Source organism: Bacillus sp. G1(2015b) (assembly GCF_001482475.1).
Classification (GTDB): domain Bacteria; phylum Bacillota; class Bacilli; order Bacillales; family Bacillaceae; genus Bacillus; species Bacillus safensis.
The window spans coordinates 13,654-30,092 of the sequence record NZ_LKIC01000002.1; the positions used below are offsets into that span (position 1 = coordinate 13,654).

22 protein-coding genes and 1 pseudogene are annotated in these 16,439 nt (G+C 41.7%); 11 read left to right on the plus strand and 12 right to left on the minus strand.

The window, feature by feature from the left end; genetic code table 11:
* Window positions 1–135 precede the first annotated feature (135 nt).
* The 3 genes and pseudogenes from AMR95_RS02040 to fabL form a co-directional block, all read right to left on the minus strand.
* On the minus strand, window positions 136–396 hold the full coding sequence (locus tag AMR95_RS02040) for a YgaB family protein (RefSeq protein ID WP_047204195.1): 261 nt from the start codon (window positions 394–396) through the stop codon (window positions 136–138).
* A gap of 174 nt (window positions 397–570) precedes the next feature.
* Window positions 571–720, minus strand: a pseudogene (locus AMR95_RS02045) (gamma-type small acid-soluble spore protein); the annotation flags it as partial.
* Between the two features lie 75 nt (window positions 721–795).
* Window positions 796–1,548: an enoyl-[acyl-carrier-protein] reductase FabL gene (gene fabL / locus AMR95_RS02050; RefSeq protein ID WP_024425211.1), complete on the minus strand. Its 753-nt coding sequence runs from the start codon at window positions 1,546–1,548 to the stop codon at window positions 796–798.
* An 81-nt stretch (window positions 1,549–1,629) separates the two neighbouring features.
* On the opposite strand from fabL, the gene AMR95_RS02055 reads away from it, so the two are divergent.
* The gene (locus AMR95_RS02055; RefSeq protein WP_044139672.1) at window positions 1,630–1,854 is read left to right on the plus strand and encodes a hypothetical protein; all 225 of its coding nucleotides are present in this window, start codon (window positions 1,630–1,632) and stop codon (window positions 1,852–1,854) included.
* Here AMR95_RS02055 and mutY read toward each other — a convergent pair.
* The gene (gene mutY, locus AMR95_RS02060) at window positions 1,841–2,941 is read right to left on the minus strand and encodes an A/G-specific adenine glycosylase (protein WP_048240064.1); all 1,101 of its coding nucleotides are present in this window, start codon (window positions 2,939–2,941) and stop codon (window positions 1,841–1,843) included. The genes AMR95_RS02055 and mutY overlap by 14 nt on opposite strands.
* 191 nt (window positions 2,942–3,132) lie before the next feature.
* Here mutY and AMR95_RS02065 point away from each other — a divergent pair, with 191 nt between their 5' ends.
* On the plus strand, window positions 3,133–4,113 hold the full coding sequence (locus AMR95_RS02065; RefSeq protein ID WP_058837441.1) for a metal-dependent hydrolase: 981 nt from the start codon (window positions 3,133–3,135) through the stop codon (window positions 4,111–4,113).
* A 25-nt stretch (window positions 4,114–4,138) separates the two neighbouring features.
* Here the strand turns inward: AMR95_RS02065 and rsoA are convergent, their stop codons facing one another.
* On the minus strand, window positions 4,139–4,360 hold the full coding sequence (rsoA, locus tag AMR95_RS02070) for a sigma-O factor regulator RsoA (protein WP_039177285.1): 222 nt from the start codon (window positions 4,358–4,360) through the stop codon (window positions 4,139–4,141).
* Complete coding sequence (locus AMR95_RS02075; protein ID WP_039177282.1) at window positions 4,308–4,910, minus strand: sigma-70 family RNA polymerase sigma factor; 603 nt, start codon at window positions 4,908–4,910, stop codon at window positions 4,308–4,310. The genes rsoA and AMR95_RS02075 overlap by 53 nt, the downstream gene beginning before the upstream one ends.
* 166 nt (window positions 4,911–5,076) lie before the next feature.
* Between AMR95_RS02075 and AMR95_RS18700 the strand changes: the two genes are divergently transcribed.
* The 3 genes from AMR95_RS18700 (at window position 5,077) to AMR95_RS02085 (ending at window position 6,989) form a co-directional block, all read left to right on the plus strand.
* Window positions 5,077–5,241 (plus strand): YvrJ family protein, encoded by a 165-nt coding sequence (locus AMR95_RS18700; protein WP_077233742.1) that lies wholly within the window; start codon window positions 5,077–5,079, stop codon window positions 5,239–5,241.
* 95 nt (window positions 5,242–5,336) lie between these two features.
* Window positions 5,337–6,500, plus strand: coding sequence for an oxalate decarboxylase family bicupin (locus AMR95_RS02080; protein ID WP_058837442.1), 1,164 nt, complete (start codon window positions 5,337–5,339; stop codon window positions 6,498–6,500).
* 69 nt (window positions 6,501–6,569) lie between these two features.
* The gene (locus tag AMR95_RS02085; protein WP_058837443.1) at window positions 6,570–6,989 is read left to right on the plus strand and encodes a regulatory YrvL family protein; all 420 of its coding nucleotides are present in this window, start codon (window positions 6,570–6,572) and stop codon (window positions 6,987–6,989) included.
* A 50-nt stretch (window positions 6,990–7,039) separates the two neighbouring features.
* Here AMR95_RS02085 and AMR95_RS02090 read toward each other — a convergent pair whose 3' ends face one another.
* From AMR95_RS02090 to AMR95_RS02100, 3 genes are all read right to left on the minus strand, one after another.
* Window positions 7,040–9,634, minus strand: a complete 2,595-nt coding sequence (locus AMR95_RS02090) for a YfhO family protein (RefSeq protein ID WP_058837444.1) — start codon at window positions 9,632–9,634, stop codon at window positions 7,040–7,042.
* Between the two features lie 87 nt (window positions 9,635–9,721).
* A complete protein-coding gene (locus AMR95_RS02095; protein ID WP_024425218.1) occupies window positions 9,722–10,705 on the minus strand; it encodes a glycosyltransferase family 2 protein in 984 nt (327 codons plus the stop codon).
* A gap of 298 nt (window positions 10,706–11,003) precedes the next feature.
* Window positions 11,004–11,276, minus strand: a complete 273-nt coding sequence (locus AMR95_RS02100; RefSeq protein WP_024425219.1) for a YfhJ family protein — start codon at window positions 11,274–11,276, stop codon at window positions 11,004–11,006.
* A 116-nt stretch (window positions 11,277–11,392) separates the two neighbouring features.
* Between AMR95_RS02100 and AMR95_RS02105 the strand changes: the two genes are divergently transcribed.
* Together AMR95_RS02105 and AMR95_RS18705 are read left to right on the plus strand one after the other, a co-directional pair.
* A complete protein-coding gene (locus tag AMR95_RS02105; RefSeq protein ID WP_003217849.1) occupies window positions 11,393–11,542 on the plus strand; it encodes a small, acid-soluble spore protein K in 150 nt (49 codons plus the stop codon).
* A 25-nt stretch (window positions 11,543–11,567) separates the two neighbouring features.
* Window positions 11,568–11,741, plus strand: a complete 174-nt coding sequence (locus tag AMR95_RS18705) for a YpzG family protein (protein ID WP_008360604.1) — start codon at window positions 11,568–11,570, stop codon at window positions 11,739–11,741.
* 23 nt (window positions 11,742–11,764) lie between these two features.
* On the opposite strand, the gene AMR95_RS02110 is transcribed toward AMR95_RS18705, so the two are convergent.
* Entirely contained in the window at window positions 11,765–12,079 is a 315-nt protein-coding gene (locus tag AMR95_RS02110; protein WP_047202061.1) for a YfhH family protein, read from the minus strand.
* A 3-nt stretch (window positions 12,080–12,082) separates the two neighbouring features.
* Window positions 12,083–12,874 (minus strand): recombination regulator RecX, encoded by a 792-nt coding sequence (recX, locus tag AMR95_RS02115; RefSeq protein ID WP_058837445.1) that lies wholly within the window; start codon window positions 12,872–12,874, stop codon window positions 12,083–12,085.
* A 94-nt stretch (window positions 12,875–12,968) separates the two neighbouring features.
* Here recX and AMR95_RS02120 point away from each other — a divergent pair, with 94 nt between their 5' ends.
* The 3 genes from AMR95_RS02120 (at window position 12,969) to AMR95_RS02125 (ending at window position 14,245) form a co-directional block, all read left to right on the plus strand.
* A complete protein-coding gene (locus AMR95_RS02120; protein WP_058837446.1) occupies window positions 12,969–13,865 on the plus strand; it encodes a TIGR01777 family oxidoreductase in 897 nt (298 codons plus the stop codon).
* Between the two features lie 52 nt (window positions 13,866–13,917).
* A complete protein-coding gene (locus tag AMR95_RS18710; protein WP_017358836.1) occupies window positions 13,918–14,028 on the plus strand; it encodes a YfhE family protein in 111 nt (36 codons plus the stop codon).
* 61 nt (window positions 14,029–14,089) lie between these two features.
* Window positions 14,090–14,245: a YfhD family protein gene (locus AMR95_RS02125; RefSeq protein WP_041087330.1), complete on the plus strand. Its 156-nt coding sequence runs from the start codon at window positions 14,090–14,092 to the stop codon at window positions 14,243–14,245.
* A gap of 38 nt (window positions 14,246–14,283) precedes the next feature.
* On the opposite strand, the gene AMR95_RS02130 is transcribed toward AMR95_RS02125, so the two are convergent.
* Window positions 14,284–14,871 (minus strand): nitroreductase family protein, encoded by a 588-nt coding sequence (locus AMR95_RS02130; RefSeq protein ID WP_058837447.1) that lies wholly within the window; start codon window positions 14,869–14,871, stop codon window positions 14,284–14,286.
* A gap of 275 nt (window positions 14,872–15,146) precedes the next feature.
* Between AMR95_RS02130 and AMR95_RS02135 the strand changes: the two genes are divergently transcribed.
* Complete coding sequence (locus AMR95_RS02135) at window positions 15,147–16,403, plus strand: transcriptional regulator (RefSeq protein ID WP_039177258.1); 1,257 nt, start codon at window positions 15,147–15,149, stop codon at window positions 16,401–16,403.
* Window positions 16,404–16,439 lie beyond the last annotated feature (36 nt).

Sequence of the window (16,439 nt, forward strand, 5' to 3'; positions counted from 1 at the left end):
ACTTTCTATAACAAACAAACCTAACAGTCCAAAGACCTAATTTCCCAACTAAACATGTCTCTATTATATTATACCGTTACATCATTAAAAAATGAAATGAAAAAGCCATTCAACCCAATTGAACGGCACACTGATTTACATCACGCTAGAACTCTTTTCCATCTGTTTATATGAATTGATGACCTCTTCTGTCTGTTTTGTAAATAAGGTTTGCACTTTTTGCAGTTCCTCACGTTTCTGTTTGATCTGAACACAAAGCCTGTGCCACTCTTCTTTTTTTTCATCCTGCAGCAATTGTTTTTCTGTTTCTAAGCATAGATCGAGTTCTCCCTGCACGTCGAGCAGCTGATCCATGAGCTGCATTTGTTCTTTTACAAGCTGATCGAAATCAGACATCTAACTCCTCCCTTTTCATCGAATCCACTTTTTGTCTGTATACCATTTCTTGAAAGAAGGAGGAAATCCTTTGACTGTTTATGTAGAGGTTTTACAGGTTTTGTCGGATGGTGGTGCGAGGCAAAAAGAAAAGCACTTCATTCGTATATGAAGTGCTTTCCTTTGTTTCAGTGATTAGCTGTTTTGTTGTTTGTTTTGCTCAGCTTTTTGGTTGTATTTTTTTACGTGCTGTGCGTCAGTCTCGCTAGCAAATTCAGTGCCGTATTGACCACCTTGTGCAGCAGCTTGGTTTTGTTTCTTCACTTGTTGTGCGTTTGTTTTGTTTTGTTGTTGATCCATCATTATCACCTCCACGCACATTAATTTGTGCAGAAGGTGTACATCCTATTCATGATTTTTTTAAACAAGCAAAGAACGTCCGCCATCCACAATAATCGTCTGGCCTCTAATCATGTCTGCTTTACCTGATACAAGGAATTCCACGCTGTCGACCATGTCTTTAATTTCCACCATTCGGCCGGCAGGTGTGTTTTTCTTCGCATCTTCTAAAAGCTCTTCACGGTTCGGGAAGTGCTTAAGTGCATCGGTATCGATCGCGCCGCCTGATACAGCGTTGACGACGATATTTTTTTGTGAAAGCTCAACAGAAAGATAACGTGTCAAAGCTTCTAGTGCTGCTTTTGATACGCCGACTACTGTGTAATTTTCAAGGTAGCGGATAGAGCCAAGAGAGCTAATACTGACGATATGTCCGCCCCCGTTTTTCTCCATTAGTTTCGCCGCTTCTTGTCCGCAGAATAACAAAGCTTTCGCATTGATATTCATCGTCCAGTCCCAATGATTTTCTTCAAGGTCCATAATGGGACGCTGAACACCTGATGCCGCATTGTTCACAAATACATCTAAACGGCCAAAGGTTTCGTCAATTTGCTGAAACATGTCTTTGATTTTCTCAGGCTGGCCTACATTGGCTTTGACAACCAATGTTTTGACACCCATCGCTTCAATTTCTTCCGCTGTTTCAAGTGCGGCTTTTTTGCTTCTCGCATAGTTAATGACAATGTCATATCCTTTTTCAGCGAGGCGAAGGGCTACTTCTTTCCCAACACCTCTACTGCTGCCTGTAATTAATGCACATTTACGTTGACTCATTATGGTTCATCTCCTGATTTGAATAGTTTTCGTTCATTCGCTTCACACTAATAGGAAAGTTCCTATTAGGAGGTTACATTCATGTATGTCGGACGCGATTTAAGCCAGCTTGGCATGATGTCCAAGGATCAATGGAAAGATACTGAGCTTGCTTACTTTCATCATGCTTTCCAACAAATTTTACCTTATTTGAACGAAGAAGGGCAATCTAAGTATCGAGAAATCATTTCTGAAATCGAAAACCGCGGGGGATTGCACAGAAATGAAGCTGATTATACCCACGGGACAACGGTTAAATACGACTAGGCTGTTCAAGTGCCAGCTTCCAAATTTTTTGGTGTGAGACTGGCAAAGCATACGCCTCAAATTCTTCTGTTGTGACTTTTTTCAGCATCGTGTCATCAGATACAGAGGTAACTCGTCCAAAGAAAACAGAAATATTCCAGATGAGGTGGGTAAACACATGCTGAATGGTGCCTTCTAAATCACCAAGCTCTGCTTGTACACCTGCCTCCTCTTTTAAGAAATCAATGAGCTGCTCTTTTTCCGTTTTTCTTCCCTTCATGGTTTCCATGTTAGGGAATTCCCATAAATTCGCAAGGAGGCCTGTACTTGGCCGCTTATGAATATATAGGTTACCTGCGTCATCAAATAACACCGCTGCTGCCATTGATTTAGCAGTCGGCTTTTTCTTTTTGCTTTTCACTGGGAGCTCATGCTGAACGCCTTCCTCGAATGCCGAGCAATGCATGTTAACAGGGCAAATGAGGCAGGCAGGGGATGTTGGGGTACAAATGAGCGCACCAAGCTCCATCAGCCCTTGATTAAATTCTGACGGCTTTTCCCGGGAAATGAGCTGATCGACCGCAAATTCGAAAATGTTTCTCGTTTTTGGTTTTGCAATATCATCCCATATGGACAAAATACGAGAAATGACCCTCATGACGTTGCCGTCTACCGCAGGATACGGCTTGTTATAAGCAATACTTAGAACTGCGCCGCTCGTATATGGGCCTACACCTTTGAGCTTTGAAAATTGCTCTTTCGTATCAGGGACAATGCCATCGTAGGATTCATATACTTCTTTCACAGCTGCCTGTAAATTACGCACTCTTGAGTAGTAACCAAGACCTTCCCATGCTTTCATGACCTTTTCTTCATCAGCTAAAGCGAGATCCTTCACCGTCGGAAATTGCTCCATAAACCGGTTGAAATACGGAATGACTGTATCCACTCTCGTTTGCTGAAGCATCACTTCTGATACCCAGACGCGGTATGGATCTTGATTTTCACGCCATGGCAATGTTCGTTGTTCTTTTTCATACCAATCAATTAAATCATGCTGAAAGCCCGCAATATCTTTGCGGTCCAGCTTTTCTTGAATGTCTTTCATATCTATACTCCTTCTCATTGGACCGAGGGCTAACGTTCTGAATAGAACCTTATTTGTTGTATACTGTTTGTAGATACGTTAACATGTTACATTAAATCGGGATAAAGCAAAAGTGATTTTGCACATAGTCTTGATTGGAGACGTATACTTTGTATGATTGTTCCTAAGCATGACAACTAGGAGGTAATCAATTGGACACTGGTACTCATGTAGTAATGGGCATTTCTCTTGGGGGACTTGCACTTTTAGATCCAGCCGTCAGCGCAGATCCACACATGGCACACGCCGTGATGATCGCGACCATCGCCGGCTCCCAAGCACCAGACATTGATACTGTGCTAAAACTAAAAAATAATGCGGTTTATATAAGAAATCACCGAGGATTTACACATTCCATTCCGGCTGTACTGTTCTGGTCATTGCTGATTCCGGCTGTGATTTTCCCATTTGTACCGGGGGCGAATTTACTTCACCTTTGGTTATGGACACTATTAGCCGTTGTGCTTCATGTGTTTGTCGATATTTTCAATGCATACGGCACGCAGGCCATTCGTCCATTTTCGAAAAAGTGGGTAGCGCTAGGGATCATTAATACGTTTGATCCGTTTATCTTTTTTACACACCTTGTCGCCATAGTCGTTTGGGCGATTGGCGGACATCCCGGCTATACGTTCATAACGCTGTACGCCGTGATTTCCTGTTACTATATCGTGAGGGTCATCATGCAGCTTCAAATTAAACGTCAGCTGCGTGCACGATTCGATGAAATTGAAGAGATTATTATTTCGCCTACAATGAAGTTCAGACAATGGCGCATTGCTGTGAAATGTAAATCCTCTTTCCATGTTGGGCGCAGTATGAATGGAGAGGTTGTCATTTTAGACACCTTTAACCGGGTGCCGGTCCCTGACACAGAGATTATGAAAATTGCCAAACAAGATGAAAACATTTCAGCCTTTCTCTCCTTCTCCCCTGTCTATCGGTGGGAAGTGGATAAATACAAGGATCATTACGAGGTGCGGTTCATTGATTTGCGCTACCGAAGCAAAGGTCATTATCCTTTTGTCGCAATCTGCCATATCGACATGGACCACCAAATCAAAAATTCCTATACCGGCTGGATTTTCAGTGAAGAAAAACTGCAAAAAAAATTAAGACTCGGCTCTGTGTGAGCGAGTCTTTTTTTGTGCTTCACTCTTACAACTTCGTCATATATTCCACAATAAACTCCCAAAATCCAGGTCCTTCTTGGTAAATCAGCCGGTCTACTTTTTCGATAAGTTTGATATAGAGTTCTTGTTCGAGGTCTTCTCTTTCTTGATATGCCGTGTTTTGTAGTTTCTTTTTGATCATGGGTGTGAAGGTTTCAATGAGTTCTTCCATTTCTCCATTGGTCATTTTGTCTTCGTGCACGGACATCTCCCCCTGTTTCTTCTTTTAGTTTGTTGAGTGCTTTTTTGTGAATGTTTGAGATGTTTTGTCTTGTTTCGCCTAACTGATCGGCTATTTCTTTCATTGTTTGACCTTCGACATAGATTTGGGTTAGAACCATTTTTTGTTTTTCTGTGAGCTGCTGGTAGGCCTTGTACAATGTTTGATCTTGCAGATGTTCTCCTAAGTCTTGCTGATTGAAGAGCACGGCTTCATACGTATCTGTTTGAACAGGGTCTTTCACTTCTTGCGTATCAGGATGGTCGAGTATGAGCGGAAAACGCTGCTGTTTCTTTTTTACTCGTTTGTCAAAGTCGACTGAAAAGATGCGTATCATTGTGGAGATATACTTGATGATGCGGATTTTCTGATAGAACTGTTTGAACTCGGAATCTAGTTTTTTGGCATTTTCCTCGTTTGGCTCTTCCATGACTTGCCGGAGCAGCTGCTCGTTTTTCGGGTTGCTTAAAAACTGCTGAATGAGCGGGTGATCAATGATTTCCTTCCATTTTGCTTTCAATAACAGCCGATAATCCATGTGCATCCTCCCCTTTGTTCCCTCTACTAGCATTAAGTGGACAAAAGTTAAAAAAAGTAAACTTGGTGAAACGGGTCTAATGGTTCATTTTATCCCCCTCTGCTTTCCTTTTTCTTCTTTCATACCACTTATATAGAAGACGAGTATCCGCTGGGGGGTGAGACAAATGGAGACCTTTTTTTCAGAGGAATGGTTGAAGCAGCTCGGTCAGGCTGGCTTCCCTACCATTTTGACGGTTTACTTGCTGACACGCTTTGAACGAAAGTTTGATGAATTAAGCAAGCTCATCCAACGATTAGTCGCTGCTCAAAAAAATGATGAATCAGATTGACATCTGCTTGATTCGTTTCACCTTATGAAAACGAGGGCGAAATGAAAGGCCTTTTAGTCACCTCACACAATACGATGTTGAAAGGGGATTTTATCATGAGTGAAAAGCAAAATGGAATACCACAGCCGATTCGAGGAGAAAAAGGAGCAACGGTCAAAATTCCACGTAATCTCGAGCGGGACAGACAAAATCCAGATATGCTCACGCCGCCAGAAACCGATCATGGAACAGTCTCCAACCTGAAATATTCTTTTTCTGATACACACAATCGTTTAGAAAAAGGCGGCTACGCCCGTGAGGTAACAGTCCGCGAACTGCCGATCTCTAAAAGTCTTGCATCTGTCAATATGCGGCTAAAGCCTGGTGCGATTCGTGAGCTGCACTGGCATAAGGAAGCGGAATGGGCGTACATGATTTATGGGGAAGCCCGGATTACATCGGTTGATGCAGAGGGGCGCAATTTTACAGAGGATGTGACTGAGGGTGATTTGTGGTACTTCCCTTCTGGCCTGCCGCACTCTATCCAAGCACTTGAACCGGGAGCTGAATTCTTGCTTGTGTTTGATGATGGGTCATTCTCAGAAAATAGTACGTTCCAAGTAACCGATTGGCTTGCCCATACGCCAGAGGAAGTCGTGCTTAAGAACTTCGGTATGACAAAAGAGCAGTTTGACAAGCTGCCAGAGAAAGAAAAATATATTTTCCAAAAAGGAATTCCTGGTTCCCTTGAATGTGACAAGGTGAAAACAGAGCAAGGAGAAGTCCCGAATTCCTTTAAATATGAGCTGTTAAAACAGGAGCCGATTACGTCAAGTGGCGGACAAGTGTGGATTGCGGACTCTACCAATTTCAAAGCGTCTAAAACGATTGCATCCGCTCTTGTGAAAGTTGATCCAGGTGCCATTCGCGAGCTGCATTGGCATCCAAATACGGATGAATGGCAATATTTCATTTCTGGAAAAGCACGAATGACGGTATTCGCTTCTGATGGACATGCGAGAACCTTCAACTATCAGGCGGGAGACGTTGGATATGTCCCATTTGCGATGGGGCATTATGTAGAAAATACAGGCGACGAACCGCTTTATTTCTTAGAAATCTTTAAGAGCGATCATTATGCAGATATCTCACTTAATCAGTGGCTTGCGGTCACACCGAAACAGCTTGTTCTTGATCATTTAGATCAAGGCGAAGATTTCTTAAAACTGCTTGATGCTGAAAAACATCCTGTGATCGCTGCACCTAAAAAAGAGGATTAACGTATGACTTCCTGCAAAAAGGCTGTCCTTTTTGCAGGTATCTTCATGTAAGGGAGTGTTTGTTCAACTATGCAGCAATCTGTTCACGCTTTATGGCAAGGGCTGAAATGGTTCATGGCGGCGTCGGCTGTCTGTTACATATTTTTGTTGTTTTGTGTACTGTTCTTTCATTTAACGGGTGCTTTTTATCAATCGATTTTATCGATGCTTTTATTTATGGGCATCTATGTGATACTTGGGATATCCTTTGAGCATGTGGAGCATATGCTCATGAGGGTTGTTAGAAAGTGCCGTTCCAAAAAACGCTCCATCGTTTTCTATGCCATATCCATTCATCTCTTGTTTATTTGGGGGGCTGTCTATTTATCAGATGAAATGGTGGGGGGCATTTTACTATCTACTTCTGAGGAAGTTCTCTTTGCCCTAAGCCTTTGGTTGTTTCATTTTTTGTTTGATTATGCGACGTTTTCGTTTGAGAAAGAAGCTTAGTGATTTGCTTCATATAATCGATCAGCCCTTGGAAGATAAAAAAACACCACTTATGATGAAAAGTGGTGTTTCTTGTGTTTTCTTCGTGCATATAGGATCGCACCGATCAAACTGACGAGTGAAATCAACGCGAGAATTCTGATATAAGGCGGATAGTAGGTTAGCACAATCTCATTTTTGCCTTTTTCTATTGGAAAACCGATAAAGGCGTAATTGGCTTGTTCAATATCGGTATGCTTTCCGTTTACCGTGAGCTCCCAGCCTTTTTCATATGGTACTGGCAAGATCATATAATCATCGCCGCGTTTGTTATCATATGAAATCGTAAAGCGGTTGTTTTCGAGCTTTACTTGCTGGCTGCCATTATCCTGTTTTTCTTTTTCATATGCTTTTTCTAGAATGCGGTAAGGCTCTTGGTACAGCTTCAGTTGATCGAGTTCATACGTCCCTTTTGGTACTCGAATGGAAAGGATTTTTTCCGCAGGGACTCGAATCGTCACTTCATTGACGCCTGTTTTGTAGATGGATGTATTGCTTTTTCGTGAGGTGACGTAGTTGTCAACGGATAACTGAAATCCTTCGTTTCGGTCTGTCCGCTTCACATAAAAGCTCACATACACATCTCCAGCGCGGGCCATATCATCTGGCAGCGTGATATTCAGGCCGCCTGTTTCTCCGTATACATCAAGCACACCATGTTCGTATATAGCTTGTTCGGTATGAATATTTGTATCCTTGACTCGATTTGGCGTGCGCTCAATTTCAGCGTTTCCTTTTTTGTCTAAAATCACACCTTGCAGCATTGCATGCTCTCTATCAAGCGCTGAGGCATTTTTTAAGGATTCTTCTGAATAAACGGCGCTTGTTGTTCTTGCAAATGGCAGCGGCCGTGTATTTTCATACACTTTATAATGCTCGCTTTCCAATATTGGCTTAAAATAAGCTGGTGGTGAGTAAGGCATCGTATTGTCTCTCATATAATACTTTCCGTAGGTCAGGCTGTATAAATTCACCCTGTCCCCCATTGTTGCATAACGGCTGACACTTTCACGTCCCATATCGATTTGCAGGTCATTCCAGTAGAAATTGAGCAACTGCTGATTCAATATACTTGAATACGCACTCATGCCTTGAAAGCCTTCAAATAACGGGGTATTGTTGCGCACGCCATTCATCCAATCAATCCGGGCAAGCGGATCTTTTGAAGAGCGGCTTTGAATCTGCTGAATGAGCTTCATTTGCTCATGTCCAGCATATGCCTCACTATTCAGATACGTATCTGATACGCTCTTAATATTGCTTCTTTCAGATAAGTAGCCCTGCTGATACACGCCTGCTGTCAGTAAGCTGACAACGATGAGCACAGCTGAAAAGAGACGAAGGTGCTGGCGTTTTTCCGCATGAATCACAAGGAAAAACACGCTGATCACAAGCAGCCCTATGCCTGTAAATACAACAACATCCATATTTCCCTTTGCTCGTTCTGATAAGATGACTGCGAGAAGAAACACGATCCAAGCGCCTAAGACCGCACGCTTTTTCCACTTCCACTCGATTTGCGAGAAATGCTTGATGGTGATGGCTACGACCGCTCCAACTGTAAAGGCAAGAATGTATTCAAATCTGTACTGCGGTGCTGAAAAACCATTAAACACGCTCGCCATCTTTGGACTGTAGTGAAAAACAATAAGCAGAACGCTGATCGATGTAAACATAAAAAACCACCTGTTCCGGTAAAGCGGAACGAGGAACATACAAATGAGAAAAATCACAGGTAATAAATACACCCTGCTTGTAAACAGCAGATGATCATGCAGATCAAACCAAGGTATAGATTGATCATATGGCGGTCTTATATTATTAAGAAATCCATAGACAGACGGGACAAAAAAGGCAGCACTGATACCAAAGGATAACAGCGTAGAGACCGCCAGCGTCCAGAATACCTTCCACCCGTTCTCCTCACTTCGCAGCTTGATGATATATCTGAAGACAAGATAGATCGCTAAAAAGATAAAATGAATATAAGCAAAGTAAAAATTGTTGATGAGCATCAGGCTGCAACTCGCAATAAACCAAGCCGGCTTACCCGTTTTGAAAATCCGTTCAACCCCAAGTACAAGCAGCGGGAGCCACATCATACTGTCGGTGAAAAACTCCCAAAACGTTTGATGCCGAAAATACACAATAGACAATCCGTAAATTGCGGCTCCTGTTAATGCGCTCAGCCTATGCTGAACCATTGAAAGAAGCACACGGTAAGCGATGAACAGAATAAGTGTCAGCTTGATCACACTCAGCCAAATGACGGCATTTGCCCAGAAATGGATGTCCGTTGACTGGATAAGATGAAGTGCATTCATCAGCCAGACGACAGCGACCGTGACCATAAAGACAGTCGACGTTGTGAAATAATAACCTAATTGCGTATATGTACCGCCGCCTAGACCGAATTGATAGGAATAAAAGAAGTTCCCTTTGACGTATTCATCGTACAGCAGCTTTTTAAATGGGAGCATTTGTGAGATCCCGTCTCCATCTCCTGTCATATACCGGCCTTGCGTATATTCATATAAGAAAAAGGAGTGTCCTAATAAAGCGAGAATGAGGCACATTCCTATGATTATCCATCTACGTTTCATCATCTAAATCCTTTCCACAAAAGATCCACTGTTCTTTGAAACAAAACAACCCAGCAAGCGATTCGTGCTTGCCGGTTATTTGACTCCACGTTATTTAAATAACTGCGTTAACACTCGGTCTTGTTCCTTTGAGCTTGTCTCTTGTTCCATCACATTTGATTCCTGGATTAAATAATGCGGCCTCTTTTTCGTTTCATAATAGATACGGCCAATATATTCTCCAATCACGCCTAGACTCAAAAGCTGGACACCCCCGAGGAACAGCACAGCTGATATTAAAGTAAAATAACCCGGCACCATAATGCCCGTTCTGACGATTTGAATAAAGGTGGCCACGATGTAAATCAATGAGAGAAATAAGATCAGTATGCCGGTATAAAAACAAATTCGCAGCGGGCGGTTGTTAAAAGAAATGACGCCATCTATGCCATAGTTAAATAATTTTTTCAGTGACCATTTTGTATCACCATGCTGTCTTTCTACATTTTCATAATAGATGACCTTTTCTTCAAACCCAATCCAGCAAAAAAGCCCTTTTGAAAAACGATTTCCCTCTTTCAGCTGAAGCAGTGCATCGATGGCTTGGCGTGAAATTAAACGGAAATCCCCGACGCCATCACGCAAGTCCACTTCTACTACCTTGTTCATCACCTTATAGTACATGGATGACAGGTAAGAGCGCAGCTTGCTGTCACCTTTACGATTCCGTTTGGCAATGACTTGATGGTAGCCTTCTTCATACCCTCTGACAAAGTCCTGAATTAAATACGTCGGGTGCTGCAGATCGGCGTCCATAATAATCGCAGCTGCTCCTTTTGCATGTTCAAGACCTGCCAAAATAGCGGCTTCCTTTCCAAAGTTACGCGAAAAGGATATATATTTGACCTTTGCACTTTTGCGAGAGAGCTCTCTCATGTATTGAAGCGTATTGTCTTTGCTTCCATCATTCACAAAGATGATTTCAAAGTCATAATGAAAATCGCGAAACTCTTCCTCGAGTGCCTCAAAGATTCGTCTGATGTTTTCACCTTCATTGTAAGAAGGAATTATCACAGAGAGCAATTCCCGTTCCATATCGCACCTTCTCTTCACTTTTTTCACATAGTCTGATATGTTCATTATTCCTTTTTTGTCAGAAAACGAAACCCTTTTTTATTATCCATAAATTACATGTCTCTTTAATCGTTTCATTATATCAGAGTTTTATTTCCAGTGATTTTCAGCAGGATGAATTTAATGTAATTTTAAGTTTAATCATTGTAAAAAGCCTGTAATTTCGATCACAGACTGGGTATTGTTTCATAAAGTTATTTGTTCATTTGTATATTTTCCTATTTATTGAAAAAGATGAATGAAGTGAAAGGGCAACCTTTTAATGAAGCAGCCCTCGATTGTTTTGTTGCAGATGCTCGTTTGCCTTTGATTGTTTATTTTGAAATAGATGCAGCTGTGCGCCGTAGCTCTCGATCCACTCTTGGACAATTCGTTCTGTTGTTTCCTGTCCTTTATACTTGCGGCCAGCCTTTGCATAAGTCGTTTCAAAATCACTCCAAAGCAGCTCTACCCATGTACGTGCTTCGTCATATGTCAGCATATTGTTTTTTTCCATGAGTTGTTCTGTTAGTCGCTCAAAGTATTGTTCCATGCTTGTTCCTCCTTCATCTAGCAGAAAGTGCCTTTTTAAAAAAACTTCTTTTTTCATATACTACCCTTACGTCTTCAAAAGACGCAAATGATTTGTATTGTTTGGAGGGAATCGATATGCGTAATAAAGCAAAAGGCTTTCCAAATCAGGTAAATCACAAGTTTGAAGGCGAACCAGGCGCTACAGATGCTTATGCGTCTAAACGGCCGAATGGTGAAACGAATACACGTCCACAGGAACGTATGAGGGCATCAGGGAAACGCTAATTTTTCCAAAGGGAGTGCTTGAGATATGAGTTCAAATGGGAAATCGTATATGGCAGACTTTGTTCAATTAAGGACAACCGCTTACCCTCAACCATGGGCAAATGCAAAGCATTCTGCCTCTCAGGTCAACGGAGAAACGCAGCAAACGCAGCACGACATCGTACTTCAGAACAACGTCCGTAAACAACGTTCGAAGTAAAGAAAAGGACTGATCTCTTTGGATCAGTCCTTTTGCGTCAGCATTGAAATCGGCAGGGCATCTTCCTTATTTGGAGCCGATACTCTATATCCCCATGCAAACACGCCATTTAAATATTCCACATAAAACTCTTCTTCTGTGTCTTTGATTTGATAAGTCGTTTTCGTTTGAATCAAGGCTGGATCTAATAAATAGGCTTTCGCCATATCGATTTTCCGTTCTAAAACTGCGTATTCATTCACAATGCCAAGCTGCTCAGCCTTTCGTGCTTTTTCAGAAAGGGCGGCAATCTCCTGCTTCAATTCGTATTCTGTCATCTCACTATAGCGTTTTTCCATCTGTCATTCCCCTTTGTCTAAAACGTGATCAATTGTATCGAGATCAAAGCCTTTTCTGAATAAAAATTGCTTCACTTTCATCTTCTTTTCAAATGATCCGTCATATCCTACCTTGCGTTTTGCCTTCTCCAGCATATAAAGGAGGGCCTCTTCTTCCTTTTCCTCTTCTTGTCCATCATAGGCTTCTTGAAGGGCTTTATCAATGATCTCAAACGAAAAACCCTTTCGCTGCAGCTGCAGCTTAATGCGCTGCTCGATCTCTTTTGCAGAACGATTTTTTTCTTTTTTAACAAGCTTGAGAACCTGCTTAACAGCTTCCTCTAGCTGTAAGTCATCAGGGTATTGCGATAGCGCCCGTTCAATCGTGTCATCGTCTATACCTTTGAGCTTCAATTCTTTTTTTAGGACGGACGGTCCTTTGCTGTTCGTTTTGCGATGGGTGCTGACATAGGCTTCTGCAAATTCAAGATCATTTACATACTTATAATGCTTTAATTTGTGTATAATTTCACTAATAGCAGGTGCCGGGATTTCTTTTTTCGTTAAATAATCGGTGACTTCTTTCACTGATCTCATACGGTAGGATAAATAATCAACGGCCTGCTGAAATCCTTTTTTCACCGAATCACCGAATTGAATCTCAATGATATCTGCTTCGTCCAGCTCTTTGCCTTTTTTCAAATCGTGCTGGACGAGCACATCTAAATCAACACTAAAGGCGTACTTTTCATCAAGAAAGATGTTGACCCGCTCTGTATTGTTTTTCTGAGCAGAAATTTTTGTAATATAGGGCATCCTGTGATCACTCCTTTTCCAAAACAGTCAGGATGTTTCTTCTGATTCAAAATCGTGAAAGATATAGGTATGTATATGAGAGGAGAGATGTCAATTGAATATCGCCATTACCGGAGGAACCGGTTTTATCGGCCAGCATGTTAAAAAAGTGCTCGCTGCTGAGGGACATCATCTATATATTTTAACAAGAAATCCAAAGGAATCCGAACAAAATCATTTACATTATGTGCAGTGGCTGACCGAAGGTGCTGCGCCTGAGCATGAATTGCCTGCCATCGATGTATGGATTAACCTTGCTGGAAAATCCATTTTCACACGCTGGACAGACAAGGCAAAAGAAGGCATCCTCTCCAGCCGTCTCAAATCAACACAAGAGGTAAGACGCATTATAGAAGCGCAGGAATCAAAACCATCTGTGCTGATTCAAGCAAGTGCTGTCGGGATTTATGGCACATCTCAAACAGGAGATTTTACGGAGGAGTCACCTCCTGCAGATACTGATTTCTTAAGTCATACATCAAAACTTTGGGAGGCTGAGGGGCAAAAGATTGAAGCCCTCGGCATTCGTACGGTCTACACACGCTTTGGCGTCGTGTTAGGAGAAAAAGGCACACTGCCGCTGATGACACTTCCTTACAAGCTGTTTGCCGGCGGGACAATTGGCGCTGGCTCGCAATGGGTTTCATGGGTGCATGTTGAGGATGTAGCACATCTCATTGCCTATGCGATTCATAATGACGACCTCTCAGGCCCGCTCAATGTGACATCACCGAATCCTGTTCAAATGAAACAGCTTGGACAAACCATTGCTTCTGCCCTTCACCGTCCCCATTGGCTGAAGGTGCCATCGTTTGTGATCAAAACGGCACTCGGTGAAATGTCATTGCTTGTTTTAGAAGGCCAGCGTGCTCTGCCAAAAAAAGCACTGCTCTCTTCTTATGACTTTTTGCACCCTGAACTAAAAGAAGCGATTTTGCATTCTAAGGAATAAATGTTGTCAAAAACACCCATCCTATTAGAAATGATATGAGGGGGCGATTTTGATGAAGAAAAAAGAACACCAGCCAACTTCAAAGCTGAAAAAAACTCAGGAAGTCCTGTATCAGCAGGAATTCAAAAAAGCGGAAAGAGCAGCAGAAAAAAGAAACAAATAAGACGGATATTCCCCTCCAACAAGCACATAACTAAAGTGATCTTGTAAAGGAGGGAAAGGCTTTGAAAAAAGACCAACACAAAAAATCCAACCACGAGCTCGCAGCACAAGAGACGGATGGCGAATATGTTGAATTTTCCAAAGAACTTGCAGATCCGAATGACTTAAAAGCAATGGCACGTATGAAAGCAGCCGATCAGCGCGCCAAAAAACAATAAGTAAAAAAGCAGACCTTATTCAGCGGTCTGCTTTTCTTTTATTTGATTTCAGTAAGAAGACTTGATGCTTTCTGGCGTGATTTTTCCTCAGGCACCTCTTCTGGATAACCTATATGAAGGATCGCAGCAAACCGTTCGTTTTCCTTTAATCCCATGTCTTGTTGAAAGCCTTTATCGTATAAAATACGTCCGCTCTTCCATACCATACCGATTCCTTGATCCCATGCAAGCAGCTGGAGATTTTGAATAAGCGCGCTCACGGCGGCAAAATCATCATTTCTCACCACAGGGTTCTCGTCTTCTTTTAGTACGACAAGTAAAAGCGCTGGGACCTTAGAAAAGTAATCTCTGTATTGATTGATCTTTTCTTCTTTTGCATCTGGGTTGTTGCGCTGAAAGAAAGCAATGAAGCGCTCTACAAATGTGGCTTTGGCTTCATCCGTCACCGCATATAAAAAGCGCCACGGCTCCGTGATTTTATGGTTCGGCGCATAGACTGCATCCTCTAATAGCGGCTGAAGCTGTTCAATCGTCACCGGTGTGTCTTTGAATTTGCGAATCGATCGTCTATATCTGACAGCGTCTCGAACCGTTAACGCGTCTGTTTGTTGTTTCGTTTCTGGCATATATGTCATCCTCTCAATCAACCTTAATTGAAATTGATTCTCATTCACATTATAAACATCATCGCGTGCAGTTGCAAATCAAGTATCTCTCCTCCCCGTCTGCTAAATAGTTGTTTGACTTTTTCAAGTAATGTTACAATCATATTACGTTTTAAACAAATTTTGAGAAAAAAGCCAAGATGATGAAATGATTTTCAAGTATTCCCATTTTGTCTGATTCAGTTTTTTTGTCAAAAGGCTTTCAACCATGATTGGAAGGGAGGCTTCTGGATGGAATGAAAATTAATATTGGACAAATCATTAAACTCTATCGTTATAAACAAAATATGACCCAATCTGAATTGGCAGAAGGAATTTGTTCTGTCTCTCATTTAAGTAAAATTGAAAATGGCTCAAAGGAGGCCAATCAAGATACGATCAATCTGCTGCTTGAACGGCTTGGTATCAGCCAAGAAAAGCTGTCACAAAAGGCGCGTCATCTGCTATCACTTTTGGATGAGTTTCAAATGAATATGTACTTCTATGCTCTCGATCAGGCTGAACAAAATGCAGAAATGATCATTCAGCACGAGGAGCAGTTCTTTTCACTGGATTTAGGCATACAGTATCATTTGTCTTTATTTCAATTTTATTTATTAACGGAAAAACAGCCGCTTGCCTTAAAAACACACCGCGTGCTCAAAAAATTCGAAAAAACGTTTATTGAAACGGAAAAAGAAATTTTTGAATATCTAGACGGTATTCATCAAATTAAAATTGGTCAGCTTGAGGATGGGCTGAAAAAGCTTGAAAGCTGCTTTTCCTACGCCTCAGTTGAACAAAGTGATTTGTATTATCACTATGCAAAAGCACTCGGAAACATGGGACAGCTCGGTGACGCGCTTGAAGCGACACATCAAGCGATGGATTTATATAGACAAAAGAACAATTTCAAGCGGATTATTCACTGTACACTTATTCACGGCGTGATCTCACTTGAACTAAAAGCCTATCAAACTGCGAAGAAATATATAAAGGAAGTGATTTTGCACACTTCCCTTTACCCTGATGCCTATATTAAAATGTCCGCATATTTTTATTACGGGGTGCTCTTAAAACGTGAAGGTGATTTCTCTTCAGCTGTGCCTTATTTACTAGATTCACTCAATTACTTTAATCAAGAACAGATAGAAGACCGTTACTGTGAAACGCTATATGAAATTGCGACACTATATGCTGAATATGACCGCAAAAAGGCACTTCCCTACATACATGAGCTGTTAAAACAGCCTCGTATTCAGCCAAACTGTTTATATATGATCAAAATCTATAAATTGATGATTGAGGAAAATCCTCTTGATTTGAAAACCTATTTGATCGAAGCAGCCCTTCCTTACTTTGAACACAATGAGCTGCACAGTGAATATTTGTTTGCGCTTAGAACCTTGCTTACCTATGCAGGTGCTGAGCTTGATGATCAGGCCTATAAGTTCTACACAAAGAAGCTGCTAGATCATTTAACAGTATATCTTCCCTATTACAAAAAAGCATGACCTTCTGCCGATCGAAGGTCATGCTTTTTCTATTTA